General features: G+C 53.5%; 11 protein-coding genes. 7 read left to right on the top strand and 4 right to left on the bottom strand.

All coding sequences use genetic code 11. The features are described from left to right. Positions 1 to 88: 88 nt before the first annotated feature. Complete coding sequence (locus BN4609_RS14090; RefSeq protein WP_068857219.1) at positions 89 to 1219, bottom strand: alkaline phosphatase; 1131 nt, start codon at positions 1217 to 1219, stop codon at positions 89 to 91. 254 nt (positions 1220 to 1473) lie between these two features. After that, positions 1474 to 2781, bottom strand: a complete 1308-nt coding sequence (locus BN4609_RS14085) for an inositol-3-phosphate synthase (protein ID WP_068857218.1) — start codon at positions 2779 to 2781, stop codon at positions 1474 to 1476. Between the two features lie 529 nt (positions 2782 to 3310). Here BN4609_RS14085 and BN4609_RS14080 point away from each other — a divergent pair. Continuing rightward, entirely contained in the window at positions 3311 to 4321 is a 1011-nt protein-coding gene (locus BN4609_RS14080) for a class II fructose-bisphosphate aldolase (protein WP_068857217.1), read from the top strand. A 552-nt stretch (positions 4322 to 4873) separates the two neighbouring features. Beyond that, complete coding sequence (gene bglX, locus BN4609_RS14075) at positions 4874 to 7138, top strand: beta-glucosidase BglX (RefSeq protein WP_068857302.1); 2265 nt, start codon at positions 4874 to 4876, stop codon at positions 7136 to 7138. Between the two features lie 685 nt (positions 7139 to 7823). Here bglX and BN4609_RS14070 read toward each other — a convergent pair. Together BN4609_RS14070 and BN4609_RS14065 are read right to left on the bottom strand one after the other, a co-directional pair. Continuing rightward, on the bottom strand, positions 7824 to 8870 hold the full coding sequence (locus BN4609_RS14070) for a DUF4831 family protein (protein WP_241033272.1): 1047 nt from the start codon (positions 8868 to 8870) through the stop codon (positions 7824 to 7826). Beyond that, positions 8867 to 10393, bottom strand: coding sequence for a bifunctional ADP-dependent NAD(P)H-hydrate dehydratase/NAD(P)H-hydrate epimerase (locus BN4609_RS14065; protein ID WP_068857216.1), 1527 nt, complete (start codon positions 10391 to 10393; stop codon positions 8867 to 8869). The genes BN4609_RS14070 and BN4609_RS14065 overlap by 4 nt, the downstream gene beginning before the upstream one ends. Positions 10394 to 10637: 244 nt before the next feature. On the opposite strand from BN4609_RS14065, the gene hpt reads away from it, so the two are divergent. The 5 genes from hpt (at position 10638) to BN4609_RS14040 (ending at position 15105) form a co-directional block, all read left to right on the top strand. Then, positions 10638 to 11180 (top strand): hypoxanthine phosphoribosyltransferase, encoded by a 543-nt coding sequence (gene hpt, locus BN4609_RS14060; RefSeq protein ID WP_068857215.1) that lies wholly within the window; start codon positions 10638 to 10640, stop codon positions 11178 to 11180. Between the two features lie 83 nt (positions 11181 to 11263). After that, positions 11264 to 11836 carry an adenylate kinase gene (locus BN4609_RS14055; protein WP_021993646.1) on the top strand — a complete coding sequence of 191 codons (573 nt, stop codon included), beginning with the start codon at positions 11264 to 11266 and terminating at the stop codon, positions 11834 to 11836. Between the two features lie 29 nt (positions 11837 to 11865). Beyond that, a complete protein-coding gene (gene obgE / locus BN4609_RS14050) occupies positions 11866 to 13035 on the top strand; it encodes a GTPase ObgE (protein ID WP_021993645.1) in 1170 nt (389 codons plus the stop codon). Next, positions 13028 to 13813, top strand: coding sequence for a peptidoglycan editing factor PgeF (gene pgeF, locus BN4609_RS14045; protein ID WP_068857214.1), 786 nt, complete (start codon positions 13028 to 13030; stop codon positions 13811 to 13813). The genes obgE and pgeF overlap by 8 nt, the downstream gene beginning before the upstream one ends. Before the next feature lie 137 nt (positions 13814 to 13950). Next, a complete protein-coding gene (locus tag BN4609_RS14040; protein WP_106390620.1) occupies positions 13951 to 15105 on the top strand; it encodes a M23 family metallopeptidase in 1155 nt (384 codons plus the stop codon). Positions 15106 to 15238 lie beyond the last annotated feature (133 nt).

Genomic DNA, 15238 nt, shown 5'->3' with positions numbered 1-15238 from the left:
CTCATGATGTGTATTTGAGTTGTGTGGTGAGTGTTTCTTTAGTCTTGCGTGACGGCGGAAGAGCCGTTCCCGCATCCGGAACGCCGCCTTATCGGCGTTCCATAAGGCTCTTTATCTTCCAGAAAATGTCAGTGTTCTCCATTATGCCCGTGAAGTTTTCCGAGCCCGGACCGAACGCATAGACCGGCACCATCACGCCTGAGTGGCTTCCGGTGGAGAACCGGCATGTTATCTTTCCTTCTTCCTTGTCACCGTCGATGAGCGTTAGTCCGCCCGTCTCGTGGTCGGCTGTCACTACGACAAGGGTCTCGCCGTCCTGCGCCGCCCACTTCATCACCTCGCCGACGGTGCGGTCGAAGTCGAGCGTTTCCTTCATCAGCATGTCCAGTTGGTTGAAATGTCCGTAGTCGTCGAGCTGCGATCCTTCTATCATCATGAAGAATCCGTTAGCGTTCTGGTTCATGAGCGATATGCCTTTCAGCGCGGCTCGTGCGAGCAGATCGCCCCTTTCGTCGGGCAGGGGAGTGTCCACTTCGTAGGGAACAGCGAACACTTTGCCCTTCTTCCATGCAGAAAGGTCTTCCCATGAGCGCGATATGTGGTAGCCGTTCTGTCTCAGTTCTTCGAAGATGTCGCGTCCGTCCTTGCGCTTTGTGAAGTATTTCGCTCCGCCTCCGAACGCATAGTCTATGCCACAGTCAACGTAGTCGGCTATTATCTCCTGCTCGTTGTCGCGGTCGGAGTTGTGGCAGCAGAAGTCGGCGGGTGTGGCGTCCCACAGCCGGCATGTGACAGCTATGCCAGCATCCTTGCCGAGTGATTTTGCCACATCGCACAGCGTGGTCAGCGGTTTGCCGTCCGGATCCACTCCCACAGCGTGGTATCTGGTCTTGTGTCCGGTGGCTAATGCAGTGCCTCCGGCACCGGAGTCGGTGATGAGACGGTCGGTGCAGTAGGTCTTGGACAGCCCTGTGAATTGCGCGTTTTCCAGCCAAAGCCGCCCGTGATTTGCCGTCCATGCCGAGTAGACGTGCATAAGGCTCATGCCGTCGCCTATCATCAGTATGACGTTCCTTACTTTCTTGCCTTGCGGAGGTGTTATCTTCTCCACCTCATACGGTTTCTCGCAGATGTATGTCTGCGGCTTGTCATTTTGTGCTGCTGCCGGTTTAAATGTCAGAACAAGTGCGCTGACCAGCAGGATACTTCTGATATTCATAGCGGATAAGTTTGTTGTCAGATTGTTTCAGTTCTCGCGTGTAGCATCCGATGGAAGAATGCGGGTGTCTTGTACGTTAGGAATTACACATACAAAATTACGAATTTTTTTGTTTACACGAATGGTTAGACTGCGTATAAATATGATTTCAGCCATTGAGAATGTAAAAAAACACGGCGGCTGTACCTCGTTGGCACAGCCGCCGTCACGTCTCCGCCGGTTTTCCGGAGAGAATGTCCTGTGTGTTGCGGACGTCAGTCTATCTCCTCGTCTGCCTCATAACCGCCCATCTCGCGTATTGCGTTCTTCAGCATGGTGTACTGCTGATAGAGGTTGTTCACAGCCTCCTCGCCTTTTGTGAAGTCGTGCATCGGACTCTTGAGGAAGAAACTCAGGAATCGCTGTATGCCGTAGCGTCCTGCCCGTGCCGCAAGGTCGCTGAGCAGACAGAGGTCGAGCAGCAGCGGCGCGGCGAGTATTGAGTCGCGGCAGAGGAAGTTAATCTTGATCTGCATGGGGTATCCCATCCATCCGAAAATGTCGATGTTGTCCCATCCTTCCTTGTTGTCGTTGCGTGGAGGATAGTAGTTTATGCGCACCTTATGATAATAGTCAGTGTACAGGTCGGGCTGATCCTCCGGTTTCAGGATTGTCTCCAGAGTAGACAGTTTGCTCACTTCCTTCGTGTGGAAGTTAGCCGGTTCGTCGAGCACAAGACCGTCGCGGTTGCCGAGAATGTTTGTAGAGAACCATCCGCTCAGTCCGAGGCAGCGTGTGCCGATGATGGGTGCGAATCCGCTTTTCACCAGAGTCTGTCCGGTCTTGAAGTCTTTTCCTGCGATAGGCATCTTTGTCTTTTCCGCCATTTCCCACATTGCCGGAATGTCAACCGTGGTGTTCGGCGCTCCCATTATGAACGGAGCGCCCTCTGCCAGTGCCGCGTATGCATAGCACATAGACGAAGCCACGTGCTCGCGGTCGTCGTCCTTCATCGCCTTTTCGAGTGCCTCGAGCGTTCCGTGCACCTCTTCGCAGTAGGGAACATATATCTCTGTGGAAGCCGCCCATATCACAACGATGCGCGAGCATCCGTTTTTCTCCTTGAAGGAGCGTATGTCTTGGCGCAGAGCCTCGGTCATTTCCCATCGTGTGGCGCAGTCTTTCACGTTGTCGCCGTCCAGTCGTTTTGCGTAGTTCTTGTCAAAAGCAGCTTTCATCGGCACAATTTTCTCAAGCTCATCGCGTACGGGTTCGATGTCCTTCTCCTTAAGAACCTCGGCGTACATAGCCGCCTGGTAGGCGTTCTGGGGGTAAACATCCCATGTCCCGAACACAATGTCGTCAAGCGAGGCAAGCGGAACTATGTCGGCATAGTGCAGATATTTCTTCTCGTTGCCTTTACCTACGCGAATCTTGTCGTATTGTGTCATTGACCCAACGGGTTTTGTCAGTCCTTTGCGTGCCATGAGTACGCCTGTCATGAATGTTGTTGTCACGGCGCCGCATCCGACGACCATGATTCCGAGTTTCCCGTTTGCGGGTCTGATGTCTGTCTGTTTCATTATCTGTTATGTTTTTAATTATTTTTGGTTCTGACTGTTGTCAATGTGCGGTATAGGTATCCGGTGATGCCTGTAAGGTAATAATCCGCTACTTGCAAAGTTACGTATTTAAGATTTGATAACAGCTTTGTTTGTCAGTTTTTTATCATTAATTAGTAAAAATGAACTACATTTTGATTTTGAAGTAAGGAAAAACAGTGATAAAATGTATACTTTTAGTATTGATTGCGGCGTTTTCGAGCACTCGATTACAGTAACAGTACGGCTCAGACCCTCATGTTCCGCCCGGTGTCCGTACACCTTTCGCATCACATCAGGTGCCCCGTTTCTCATCCTTCGGATATGTCGCCCGGTGCGTTTGCGGCAGGACGATTGCCTCCGTGCGTAAGAACGCCCCCGCGACATGCCGTATTCATAATGCCTATTTGGGTTAAAAAACGTTGTATCACTTTGTGTTGCCAAATTAAAATACTAACTTTGCAATCGGTTATATGACATAAGACAACGTTTTAAATAAACTTTTACAATTATGGTAAACTATAAAGATTTAGGCTTGGTGAACACACGTGAGATGTTCAAAAGAGCCATTAATGGAGGTTATGCTATCCCTGCTTTCAACTTCAACAACATGGAGCAGTTGCAGGCAATCATCAAGGCGTCTTCTGAACTGAAGTCTCCGGTGATTCTTCAGGTTTCCAAAGGAGCGCGCAACTACGCCAACCAGACACTTCTGCGCTACATGGCACAGGGTGCTGTAGAATATGCAAAGGAACTCGGATGCAAACATCCTGAAATCGTTCTCCACCTTGACCACGGTGACAGCTTCGAGCTTTGCAAGAGCTGTGTGGACATGGGCTTCTCTTCTGTGATGATAGACGGCTCTGCTCTTCCATACGATGAGAACGTAGCTCTCACCAAGAAGGTTGTGGAATACGCACATCAGTTCGACGTTACAGTGGAAGGCGAACTCGGCGTTCTTGCCGGAGTTGAGGATGAGGTTGTTGCAGAAGAGTCTCACTACACAAAGCCGGAAGAGGTCATCGACTTCGTTACAAAGACAGGAGTTGACTCACTTGCCATCTCCATAGGTACAAGCCACGGTGCTTATAAGTTCAAACCGGAGCAGTGCACACGCGACCCGAAGACAGGCCGTCTGGTTCCTCCTCCATTGGCATTCGACGTTCTCGACGCCATCATGGAGAAACTGCCGGGATTCCCAATCGTGCTCCACGGCTCTTCTTCTGTTCCACAGGAGTATGTAGACATGATCAACCAGTATGGCGGCAAGCTGCCTGACGCAGTGGGCATACCTGAGGAACAGCTCCGCAAGGCAGCCGCAAGCGCAGTCTGCAAAATCAACATCGACTCAGACTCACGTCTTGCTTTCACAGCAGCTGTGCGTAAGGTGTTCGCTGAGAAACCGGGTGAGTTCGACCCGCGTAAGTACTGCGGACCGGCACGTGACCTCATGATTGAGCTCTATGAGCACAAAATCAAAGAGGTACTCGGTTCTGACGGCAAGCTGGCTCAGCTCGACTGATAATATGGCAGACACAATGTCATGACACAAACAGTCCTTTTGTCCATGCACATCCAAGGCATGACAAAAGGACTTTTTTATTTTCCTCATATCACGCCGCAGCCCTTATGCCGGCAGACCATCGCCTGAATGCGCGCCGGGTAAGATTTATTCATGTGCCGCCGGACAGCTTTTCATGAGCGTGACATATATATAATAAGGTGTGACATGGATTCATCCGCTTCTATGTACGTTTTGTTTAAAATAAGTGAAATGGCACGCTTACAATCGCTGTATCGTGAAACGATGTTAAGAATGAGGTAATAATAATAGAAATAGAACGTTGGATTAACAGACGGGCGGCATAAAAGCGCATGCCCTCTCCGTATTGCCGACAGTGGTGCGGGCTATGGTTCTGCGGAGAATGATACAGAGTAAACACGCTTTTGACGCATAAATCATAATGACACATACTATTGACAGCGACATCGCATCCTGCCGATAATAATGTCATGCAATACAGATAATAATAAGAGATACTATAAGAAACATAATAACACAGAGAAGAAAAGCATGAAAAGGATTATTGTGTCCGTGCTGGCGGTATTGATGTCGGTGCCGGCGATGATGGCGGACAACCATGAAATGAAGGCATTTGTGGACAAGCTTATGTCCAAGATGACAGTCAAGGAGAAGATAGGACAACTGAATCTTGTCGTTGCCGGAGACATCACAACCGGCAAGGCAGCCGATTCGGAAGTAGGAGGAGAGATAGCGGCAGGCAGTGTAGGAGGCGTCTTCAACATAAAGGGAGTGGACGGCATACGCGCCTTGCAGGAGGTGGCTGTGAAGAAAAGCCGTCTGGGAATACCGCTGCTTGTGGGCATGGACGTCATTCACGGATATGAGACCATATTCCCCATCCCTCTCGCACAGTCGTGCAGCTGGGACATGGAAGCCATAGAGAAGGGCGCGCGCATAGCTGCCAAGGAGGCGAGCGCGGACGGAATAAACTGGACTTTCAGCCCGATGGTGGACATTTGCGTGGACGCGCGGTGGGGCCGTGTGGCTGAAGGCGGAGGCGAGGATCCGTTTCTCGGCTCGCGCATAGCCGAGGCAATGGTGCGCGGTTATCAGGGAGACTACTCGCAGAACAGCAACATCATGGCATGCCTGAAGCACTTCGCGCTGTATGGCGGAGCCGAGGCTGGACGCGACTACAACACCGTGGACATGAGCCGCGTGCGCATGTTCAACCAGTATTTGCCACCTTACAAGGCGGCTGTCGATGCCGGTGTGAGCAGCGTCATGTCGTCGTTCAACATTGTGGACGGCGTTCCGGCGACGGGAAACAGATGGCTTCTCACCGAACTGCTGCGTGACACGTGGCACTTCGGCGGGCTCGTGGCTTCAGACTACGGCTCCATTGGAGAGATGATGACCCACGGGCTGGGCGACCTTCCTTCGGTTTCGGCACAGGCACTGAAGGCTGGGACAGACATGGACATGTGTACGCGCGGATTCGTGCAGACGCTCGAGAAGTCGCTGGAAGAGGGACGTGTGAGCATGAGCGACATAGACAACGCATGCCGCCGGGTGCTTGAGGCGAAATACATACTCGGACTGTTTGACGACCCTTACAAGTTCTGTGACGGCAAACGGCGCAAGAAAGACATCTTCACAGAGGAGAACCGCAGAGCCGCACGCGACATGGCGGCAGAGACATTCGTGCTGCTGAAGAACGACAACAACCTGCTGCCGCTCGAGAAGAAGGGAAAGATAGCACTTATAGGTCCGCTCGCCGACACGCGCGCCAACATGGCTGGAACGTGGTGTGTGGCATATACGCCGGACAGATATTCCACTCTCAAGGAAGGACTCGAGCGTGCCGTGGCAGGCAAGGCGGAGATTCTTTATGCCCAGGGATGCAACCTCACTGCCGACGCACAGATGCAGAAGGACGCCGAGTTCGGCAGGACAATAAAGCGCGGCGACGACAACGCCATGAGGGCTGAGGCTCTGAGAGTGGCGCGCGACGCCGACGTGATAGTGTGTGCCATGGGAGAGAGCTCGGAGATGAGCGGTGAGTCGTCGAGCCGTTCAGACCTCACCCTGCCCGACATACAGATGTCCCTGCTCAAGGAACTTGTGGCTACGGGCAAGCCCGTGGTGCTTCTCAACTTCTCGGGACGCCCCACTGTGATGACATGGGAGAGCAGACACGTGCCTGCCATCATGAATGTGTGGTTCGGAGGAAGCGAGGCTGCCGACGCCATTGCCGACGTGCTGTTCGGCGACAAGGTGCCGTCGGGCAAGCTCACCATGACTTTGCCGGCTGCGACAGGACAGGTGCCGATATACTACAACCACCTTCCCACAGGACGCCCCGTGCCTGACGGGGCGAAGGACTACCGCAAGTATCAGAGCAACTATCTCGATGTGCGCAACGACCCGCTCTATCCGTTCGGCTACGGACTGAGCTACACCACCTTCGCCTACAGCGACCTGAAACTGAGCAAGGGCACTCTCGCTCCCGGAGGAAGTGTGAGGGCGACAGTCACCGTGACCAACACCGGCAGCCGCGACGGCTACGAGGTGGTGCAGATGTACATACACGACCGCGCGGCACGCATATCGCGACCTGTTAAGGAGCTCAAAGGCTTCAGCCGCATACATCTTGCCGCCGGAGAGAGCAAGGACGTGTCGTTCGACATAACTCCCGAGCTTCTGAAGTATTATGACAGCAGTCTGCGCTACGGCATAGACCCGGGAGAGGTCGAGATAATGGTTGGACCGGACAGCCGCAACCTGAAGAAGGCTGTGCTAAACGTGGAATAGGCATTCAACTTACACTTGCATCCGGACCGTACGGCGTGAGTCTGCATGACGCTTGCGCCGCGCGGTCCGGTTTTTATTTGCCCCGTGTATGGTCCGGATGTTTGCTCACGCACGGATGAGGGCACTTTACGGAACTGTATAAATATGCGGTCTGACAGTAAAAAATATTGACAAAGGAAAATGACAAAATAGAAATGACAGAACGCCGGAAAACGTTCCGCGACATGCTTCCGTCCATACGGAAGAGCCTTTTCGGGTATTATATGTCCACGTGAAGTCTGTTTTATGATACGGAAAAAGCCGTTCCGCAACGCGAAACGGCTTTTATTGTTGTGTGATACAGGCATTATGAGTGTGCCAAAAAGGCTTTTCCGCAGTGCCGAAGAGGCTTTCCGGCAGCGCGGAAAAATGCTTCTTACGGGCGTGTCGGGCGTAAGCCGCTGACTGTCAGCGTGATGGGCAGACTGCCTGAAACTCGCGTATTTGCGCCCGGATGTGCCGTCACGCGCAAATACGCGGTTCTCGCGGAGTTGCCGTGTATATTTATGCATGCGTCAGACAGTGTTTTCCGTATATTCATGCAATAATACAGCGTGGTGCACATGCGTCGGTGTCACGGACGGGAAGCGTCGGAGCCGTGCGCCGGAAGTGAGGCGCGCGTACTTCGCCTTACCGTGTATGGGCGTCAGTCGAGCGGTTCGGTGTGAAGGCTTGTTATGCCTCCTGTCGCCTTGTCGAGCACAATCTGCGATGTGAATTTCTTGCCGAAGAGCGAGCCGCTGAGCGTGTCGACGGTGCCGAACTGTGCCGCATATGTGCTGAACGAGCCTAAAGTGTTGGTGCCGTCGGTTATTCTTATCTTTATCTTTCCCGGTATGTTCACCCCGATAATCATGTCGTCCTTCTGCTTCTTCAGCTTCTCGTCAATCACGGGAGCCTCCGCCGGGGTCTGCATATCCTCTGTCACGGCATAGAACGGAGCACCCGAGAGGTCGTCGGCAGAGGTGAGTCCGAAGTGTCTTGAGAAGCGGAAGACCGTCTGCCTGGCGTTTTCCTTGTCGGGAACGAACGACACTACAGCCTCGGTGGTGTCGGTGACGGTGGTTCCCTCGAACACCTGCATGAGCGCGTTCTCCTGGGTCTGGAGCTGCGCGAGCATTATCTTGAGCTGCTCTCCGTCTTTCGGCATGAACTCGGCTTCGCCCCGTGACAGCTGGTTGCGGCTGTCGCGGATGTCGTATATCTCCTGTGCCACCATCTGCGCCATCTTCGGCAGGTTGGTAGACGAGAGTATGTCCTGGCTCATGTAGTCGTTGGGCGAGGGCAGGGCGGGTCGCGGTGCCGGTGTGAAACGTTGCTGCCGCTGTTCGTCGTTGCCCTTGGTGTTTATGGCTTTCAGCACACCGTTCCTGTCGCAGTCGATGCTCAGGATGCTGTGTTTCTTGTCCACCACAAGGCTGTATTGCTTGCTTTCGTCCGGCACTCCGTCCGTGGCGAATGTCATTCCTACTATTCTGTAGCTTACCTCCGGCTCTTTCTGTGCCTTTGTCTTGAAATACAGGTCGCAGTAGTCGGCAAGTCTTCCCGGGGTGTATGTGGTTTTCTCTATGAGCAGCGATATGCTCACTTCTGTCTTCGGCAGGAAGTATGTGAAGTTGCCGTTGTCTTTCTGCGCGCAGGCAGTGCCTGCGGCAGCTGCCATCATTAGGGTTGACAGTATCTTTCTCATCATTGTCTATCGTCGGTTAGTTGTTTGAATGCGTGTGGAATGTGTCTTATTATGTCGCTCGCCATGAGGCTTTCCTCGCCTGTCTGCCGTGCCGCGATGTCGCCTGCGAGTCCGTGCAGATACATGGCGGTGAGGCACGCGCGTGCGCTTTGATACCCTCTCGCCAGCAGTCCTGCTATTATTCCTGTGAGCACATCGCCGCTTCCGGCTGTCGCCATGCCCGCGTTGCCTGTGGTGTTGAACGTCACGCTGCCGTCTGGCGCGCACAGTGCGGAGTGGTGACCCTTGAGAATGATGTGAGCCTGAAGGCGTTGCGCCATGTCGCATGCCGCTTCGAGCCGTTCGTATCCGCTCTGTGACTTGTTGCCGCACAGGCGGTCCATCTCTCCTGGGTGGGGCGTAAGGATGAGTCCTGCGGGCAGGTGCTGCATCCATGTGCGGTGGGCTGCTATGATGTTGAGCGCGTCGGCGTCGAGCACTATGGGGCATGCCGTGCGTCTGAGCTGTGCCATGAGCGCGACAGCCGTGTCCTCGTCGGTGCCCAGTCCCGGACCTATTGCCACGGCGTTGTATGCTTCGGTGTCTACGGCTTCGGTGAAACACCTCCCGCTGCGGGTCTCTCTCATTATGGCTTCGGGTATTGCCGTCTGTATGATGGAGCGGTTGCAGTCTGGCGTAAGCACGGTGGTCTTGCCCGCTCCGGAGCGCATGCAGGCTTCCGCAGCAAGCACTGCGGCTCCCGCCATGCCGTAGCTTCCGGCTATGAGGAGTGCGTGCCCCATGGCGCCTTTGTGCGCGAAGGGGTCTCGTCTTATGATGTTTCCCTTTATGTCAGCCTCTTCTGCCGTGGTATACCGGCATGAAGCGTCTCTTATGAACTCTTCCGACAGTCCGATGTCGAGCACTTTCACCCGTCCGAGGAAAGGCTGTGTGTCAGCGAACATCATGGCGAGCTTCTTCTGATGCAGTGTCAGTGTGGTGTGTGCCCTGACGATGTTGGCTTGCACGTTGGCTGTGTTGTCCTCGGTCATGAGTCCTGACGGCACGTCGATGCTTATCACCGTGGCATGTGACTGGTTGATGTATTTCACGAGAGAGGCGAATCCTCCTGTGAGCGGACGGTTGAGTCCGGAGCCGAACAGTCCGTCTATGAGCAGCGTGCCCGAGTCGAGTCTCGGCGGGTCGAAGTCGGTTGTCACCTCCGTGAACTTCTTCATGAGACTGTGAGCGGTGAGCCGTCTGCGGTTTTCGGCGCAGTCTTCGGAAAGACGGTTGCCTATGTTGAACAGCCATACGGCGACATCATATCCTCTGTCGAGCAGCATTCGTGCCACCGCGAGGGCGTCTCCTCCGTTGTTTCCCGGACCTGCAAACACTATGACATTCTTATCGGAGGGCCATTCATCCGTTATGGCGGCGGTGATGGCTTTGGCGGCACGCTCCATCAAGTCAACCGACTTGACCGGTTCGTGCTCTATTGTATATTTGTCGAGCTCATGAATCTGTGAGCCAGTAAATATCTTCATACGGGGCAAAGATACAAAATAAATTCGTGCCCGACAATAATTTGGTCTTTTTTTCGGGGCTTTGCCGGCATGCCGCCTTCCTGCGCCGGAAAGTCCGCGGAGAGCCTGCCATAGGGCGTGGGGAGCGTGAGAGGACTGGGGGATGTGCGGTGCGCGCCGCTGTAAAAATCCGAAATAAATGTAAAGAGCCTGCAACGTTCGGCATATTTTTTGTAAATTTGCGGGCAAATATAAATTAAACACCATGGACAGTACGGTAAGAATAAAGGACAAGACGTTCAGAACGTCCATACCGGAAGCTGAGATATTGAAGCGCGTCAAGGCTGTGGCAGACAAGATAAACGCCGACATGGCGGGGAAAAATCCTCTGTTGCTCGCAGTGCTGAACGGTTCGTTTGTATTTGCGGCTGACCTCATGAGAATGATAACAATACCGTGTGAGATTTCGTTTGTGAAACTGGCATCCTATCAGGGCACCACCTCTACCGGGCGGATAAAGGAAGTGATAGGCATAAACGAAGACCTGACAGGGCGCACGGTGATAATAGTGGAGGACATCGTGGAGACCGGACTGACGGTGAAACGCATGATAGAGTCGCTCGGGACGCGCAATCCCGAGTCCATACACATATGCACGCTGCTGCTCAAGCCGGAACGTCTGAAGGTGCCGCTCGACGTGGATTATGTGGCGATGAAGATACCCAACGACTTCATTCTGGGCTACGGGCTCGACTACGACCAGCAGGGACGCAACCTGCGCGACATATATACGCTTGTGGAGGAATAACCTGATGCGGACGTGTCCGGGCATCGTGTGATGGCTGGAGCGCGCTACGCATGTATACATATAATTTCAATCAAAACATAAAGATGAAGAATATCGTGATTTTCGGTGCCCCGGGTTCAGGCAAGGGCACACAGAGTGACCTGATGATCAAGAAGTATGGATTCAACCATATTTCTACCGGTGACGTGCTGCGCAATGAGATAAAGAACGGCACGGAGCTGGGCAAGACAGCCAAGGGATACATTGACAACGGACAGCTCATACCCGACGCGCTGATGATAGACATTCTCGCAAGTGTCTACGACAGCTTCGGCAAGGAGCATAAGGGTGTCATCTTCGACGGATTCCCGCGCACCATACCGCAGGCTGAGGCTCTCAAGACAATGCTTGCCGAACGCGGACACAACGTGGCTGCGATGATAGAGCTCGACGTTCCGGAGGACAAGCTGATGGAAAGGCTGATAAAGCGCGGACAGGAGTCGGGTCGTACGGACGACAACGAGGAGACAATAAATAAGCGTCTGAAGGTGTATTCCACACAGACGGCACCGCTCATAGAGTGGTATAAGAGCGAAGGGCTGCATCATCACATCAACGGATATGGTGAGCTCGACCGCATCTTCGCTGACATATGCGCTGTTATCGACAATATCTGACAAGAACACCAACACACTGAAAACAAGATATGGCAGAATCCAACTTTGTAGATTACGTGAAGATATATTGCCGCTCGGGAAAAGGTGGACGTGGCTCCATGCACCTGCGGCACATCAAATATCAGCCCAACGGCGGTCCCGACGGAGGCGACGGCGGACGGGGAGGAAACATATACCTGCGCGGCAACCACAATTACTGGACTCTGCTGCATCTTAAATATCAGCGTCACGTGTTTGCCGAACACGGTGGAAACGGCGGCAGAGACAAGTGTCACGGCAAGGACGGAAAGGATGTTTATATTGACGTTCCGTGCGGAACGGTGGTGTATAACGCCGAGACGGGAAAGTATGTGTGCGACGTCACCTATCACGGACAGGAGGTGCTGCTGCTCAAGGGAGGACGCGGCGGACTGGGCAATTTCCAGTTCCGCAGTGCCACCAACCAGACTCCGCGATTCGCGCAGCCCGGTGAGCCGATGGAGGAAATGACCATCATACTCGAGCTGAAGCTGCTTGCGGATGTGGGACTCGTGGGATTTCCCAACGCGGGAAAGTCGACACTGCTCTCTTCTCTGTCGAGCGCGAGACCGAAGATAGCCAACTATCCGTTCACAACGCTCGAGCCGTCGCTCGGCATTGTGGGCTATCATGACAGGCAGTCGTTCGTCATGGCGGACATCCCGGGAATAATAGAAGGTGCGAGCGAGGGCAAAGGACTCGGTCTGAGATTTCTCCGTCACATCGAGCGCAACTCGCTTCTGCTGTTCATGGTGCCCGGAGACACCGACGACATAAAGCGCGAATATGAGATACTTCTTAACGAGCTGAGACAGTTCAATCCTGACATGCTCGACAAACACCGCGTGCTTGCCGTGACCAAATGCGACCTTCTGGACGATGAGCTCATAGATATGCTGCGTGACACTTTGCCGGAGGATGTGCCCGTGGTGTTCATTTCGTCTGTAACAGGCATGGGGCTCAACGAGCTGAAAGACGTGCTGTGGCGTGAGCTCAACAGCGAGAGCAACAAGCTGCAGGGCATCATCGCCGAGGACAATCTCGTACACCGTGACAAGGACATGAGCCGTTTCGCGGCGGAGATGCAGGCTGAGGGCGAGGACGAGATAATATATATTGACGAGGACGAGATAGAGGACCTCGACGATTTTGAGTACGACGAAGAGGATACGGATGATTGAGCCGCCTGTCATAACGTATTATGACGTCGCAGATGAGGTCGTGGCGTTCAGCACAACACGCCACGGCGGATGTGGAAAGGGAGCCTATTCCGGTTTCAGTATAAACGCTTATTGCGGTGATGATGAGGACTGCGTGCGCCGCAACCGTGAGGCTTTGAGCGATGCGCTCGGTATAGACGGCAGTCACATTGTGATGCCTCATCAGACGCACGGTACTGAAACAAGGGTGATAGGACCCGAATTTCTTGAACTGGGCAGCCGCACCCGGCACATGGTGCTGGAAGGTGTGGATGCTCTGATGACCTCTGTGAGAGGTGTGTGCATAGGCGTATCCACTGCCGACTGCATACCAGTGCTTCTTTATGATGCGTACAATCATGCTGTGTGTGCCGTCCATGCCGGATGGCGGGGGACTGTGATGCGTATCGTACAGAAGGCAATTGTGGAGATGAACGCGGTATACGGTACTGACGCCTCACGCTTGAAGGCGGTTATAGGACCGGGCATATCGCTTGACAGTTTTGAGGTCGGCGAAGAGGTGTATGACAGATTCTGTGCTGCCGGTTTTGACATGCAGGGCATCAGTTGCAGGAAAGGGAAGTGGCATATAGACCTTCCCGGATGCAACCGCATGCAGATGGTGGAGTCGGGAGTCGATGACGGCAACATATATTCGTGCGGAATATGCACCTTCAAAAACGCTGACGACTACTTCTCGGCACGCAGACTCGGAACGGAGTCTGGCCGTATTTTCAATGCGATATACCTGCGTCAGTGACACGGCGCGGATATGTCTGAGCCGTCTCAGACGGCTTGTTTCCCTTTAAAAAACAGTGCGGGCGGATTCTACGGGCATATGTTCCAATACCGATGTCCGCAGTCTGTTTATCTTAAACTACAAACAATTTACTGACGATGAGTATACTAAGACAACTGTTTCTTCTGATATCATTTGTTGTTACACTGACGGCAGCCGCTCCGGTGAAGTATAAGTTCACTGCGGCGGAGCAGCAGCAGATTAGCATAGAGACGCCCGGACTGTTCAGCCGTTCGGATGCTTTCAGCGTGGATTTCTCTTCCGTGAAGGACAATGACTATTCTTTTCCGTTGCCGGTAGGCAAAGCCACGCTGCAGGATGACAATGTGTTGAGGATAGAGACGAAGGAAGGCGATGCGGTGAAAGCCATGTTCGACGGTGTGGTAAGGCTCTCGCGGCATCACGACGGAATGAGAAACGTCATCGTGGTGCGCCATCGCAACGGACTCGAGACCGTGTATGCGAACAACAAGAGCAACGTAGTGAAGGTCGGTCAGAAGGTGAAGGCGGGGCATACGATAGCTTTTGTCGGCACCGGTGAGGGAAAGACGTTCTGCGACTTTTCCATTATGGTGAACGGATGCAGGATAAATCCGTCGACGATAATAAACATAAACAGTCACAGGTTGCGCAAACAGACATTGATGTGCAAGCGTAACGGCTCGTATGTTGACGTGACATCTTCGTCAGGAGCAAATGTCCTGATGGCGGCGGAAAGCATGGATGACGACCCGTTCGAGACTGAATCGAAGTTCGAGCTCAACCTCTCCGACCTTGATGAGGGCAATTGGGCGTTCCCGTTGCCGGGTGCCAAGGTTATCAGTCCTTATGGCGGACGGCGCAGACATTCGGGTGTGGACCTGAAGACAAAGCCGAATGACGAGATTGTGGCGGCGTTCGACGGAGTGGTGACACGCTCCGGACCGTATTACGGATACGGCAACTGTATTGTGATAAAGCACGCGTACGGATTTGAGACGCTTTACAGTCATCAGTCCGAAAACATGGTTAAGGTGGGTGACAAGGTAAAAGCCGGACAGGTGATAGGGCTTACCGGACGCACCGGACGCGCCACAACGGAGCATCTGCATTTCGAGATTTCGTTCAGAGGAAAACGGCTCAATCCTACCGTTGTGTTCGATTGTGCCAACAGAACGCTTCAGCAGGCGACGCTGACACTAAACAAGAGCGGCAAGGTAAGCTCACGCAAGAACTACTACGCGCAGGGAAAAAGTCCGTCATCCCGCACATAGCGGATAGGCTGCGGGGCGCGATGAGGCAGTGAGGCATGTGACGGCGTAAGTCGGGTCATCACATGCCGCTATATATAAATAATGTGATGATACGAATATGGCTGCAATCTGAAGAGGTTGCAGCCATATTCGC

This window comes from Leyella lascolaii, from assembly GCF_900079775.1.
Lineage (GTDB): Bacteria > Bacteroidota > Bacteroidia > Bacteroidales > Bacteroidaceae > Prevotella > Prevotella lascolaii.
Note: the sequence above shows the minus strand (reverse complement) of the source record. Positions and strands in the feature narration are given on the sequence as shown.

Excerpts from the sequence above, each read along its gene's own strand:
- BN4609_RS14090 (WP_068857219.1), bottom strand. The coding sequence starts at position 1,219 with ATGAATATCAGAAGTATCCTGCTGGTCAGCGCACTTGTTCTGACATTT.
- BN4609_RS14085 (WP_068857218.1), bottom strand. The coding sequence starts at position 2,781 with ATGAAACAGACAGACATCAGACCCGCAAACGGGAAACTCGGAATCATG.
- BN4609_RS14080 (WP_068857217.1), top strand. The coding sequence starts at position 3,311 with ATGGTAAACTATAAAGATTTAGGCTTGGTGAACACACGTGAGATGTTC.
- bglX (WP_068857302.1), top strand. The coding sequence starts at position 4,874 with ATGAAAAGGATTATTGTGTCCGTGCTGGCGGTATTGATGTCGGTGCCG.
- BN4609_RS14070 (WP_241033272.1), bottom strand. The coding sequence starts at position 8,870 with ATGATGAGAAAGATACTGTCAACCCTAATGATGGCAGCTGCCGCAGGC.
- BN4609_RS14065 (WP_068857216.1), bottom strand. The coding sequence starts at position 10,393 with ATGAAGATATTTACTGGCTCACAGATTCATGAGCTCGACAAATATACA.
- hpt (WP_068857215.1), top strand. The coding sequence starts at position 10,638 with ATGGACAGTACGGTAAGAATAAAGGACAAGACGTTCAGAACGTCCATA.
- BN4609_RS14055 (WP_021993646.1), top strand. The coding sequence starts at position 11,264 with ATGAAGAATATCGTGATTTTCGGTGCCCCGGGTTCAGGCAAGGGCACA.
- obgE (WP_021993645.1), top strand. The coding sequence starts at position 11,866 with ATGGCAGAATCCAACTTTGTAGATTACGTGAAGATATATTGCCGCTCG.
- pgeF (WP_068857214.1), top strand. The coding sequence starts at position 13,028 with ATGATTGAGCCGCCTGTCATAACGTATTATGACGTCGCAGATGAGGTC.
- BN4609_RS14040 (WP_106390620.1), top strand. The coding sequence starts at position 13,951 with ATGAGTATACTAAGACAACTGTTTCTTCTGATATCATTTGTTGTTACA.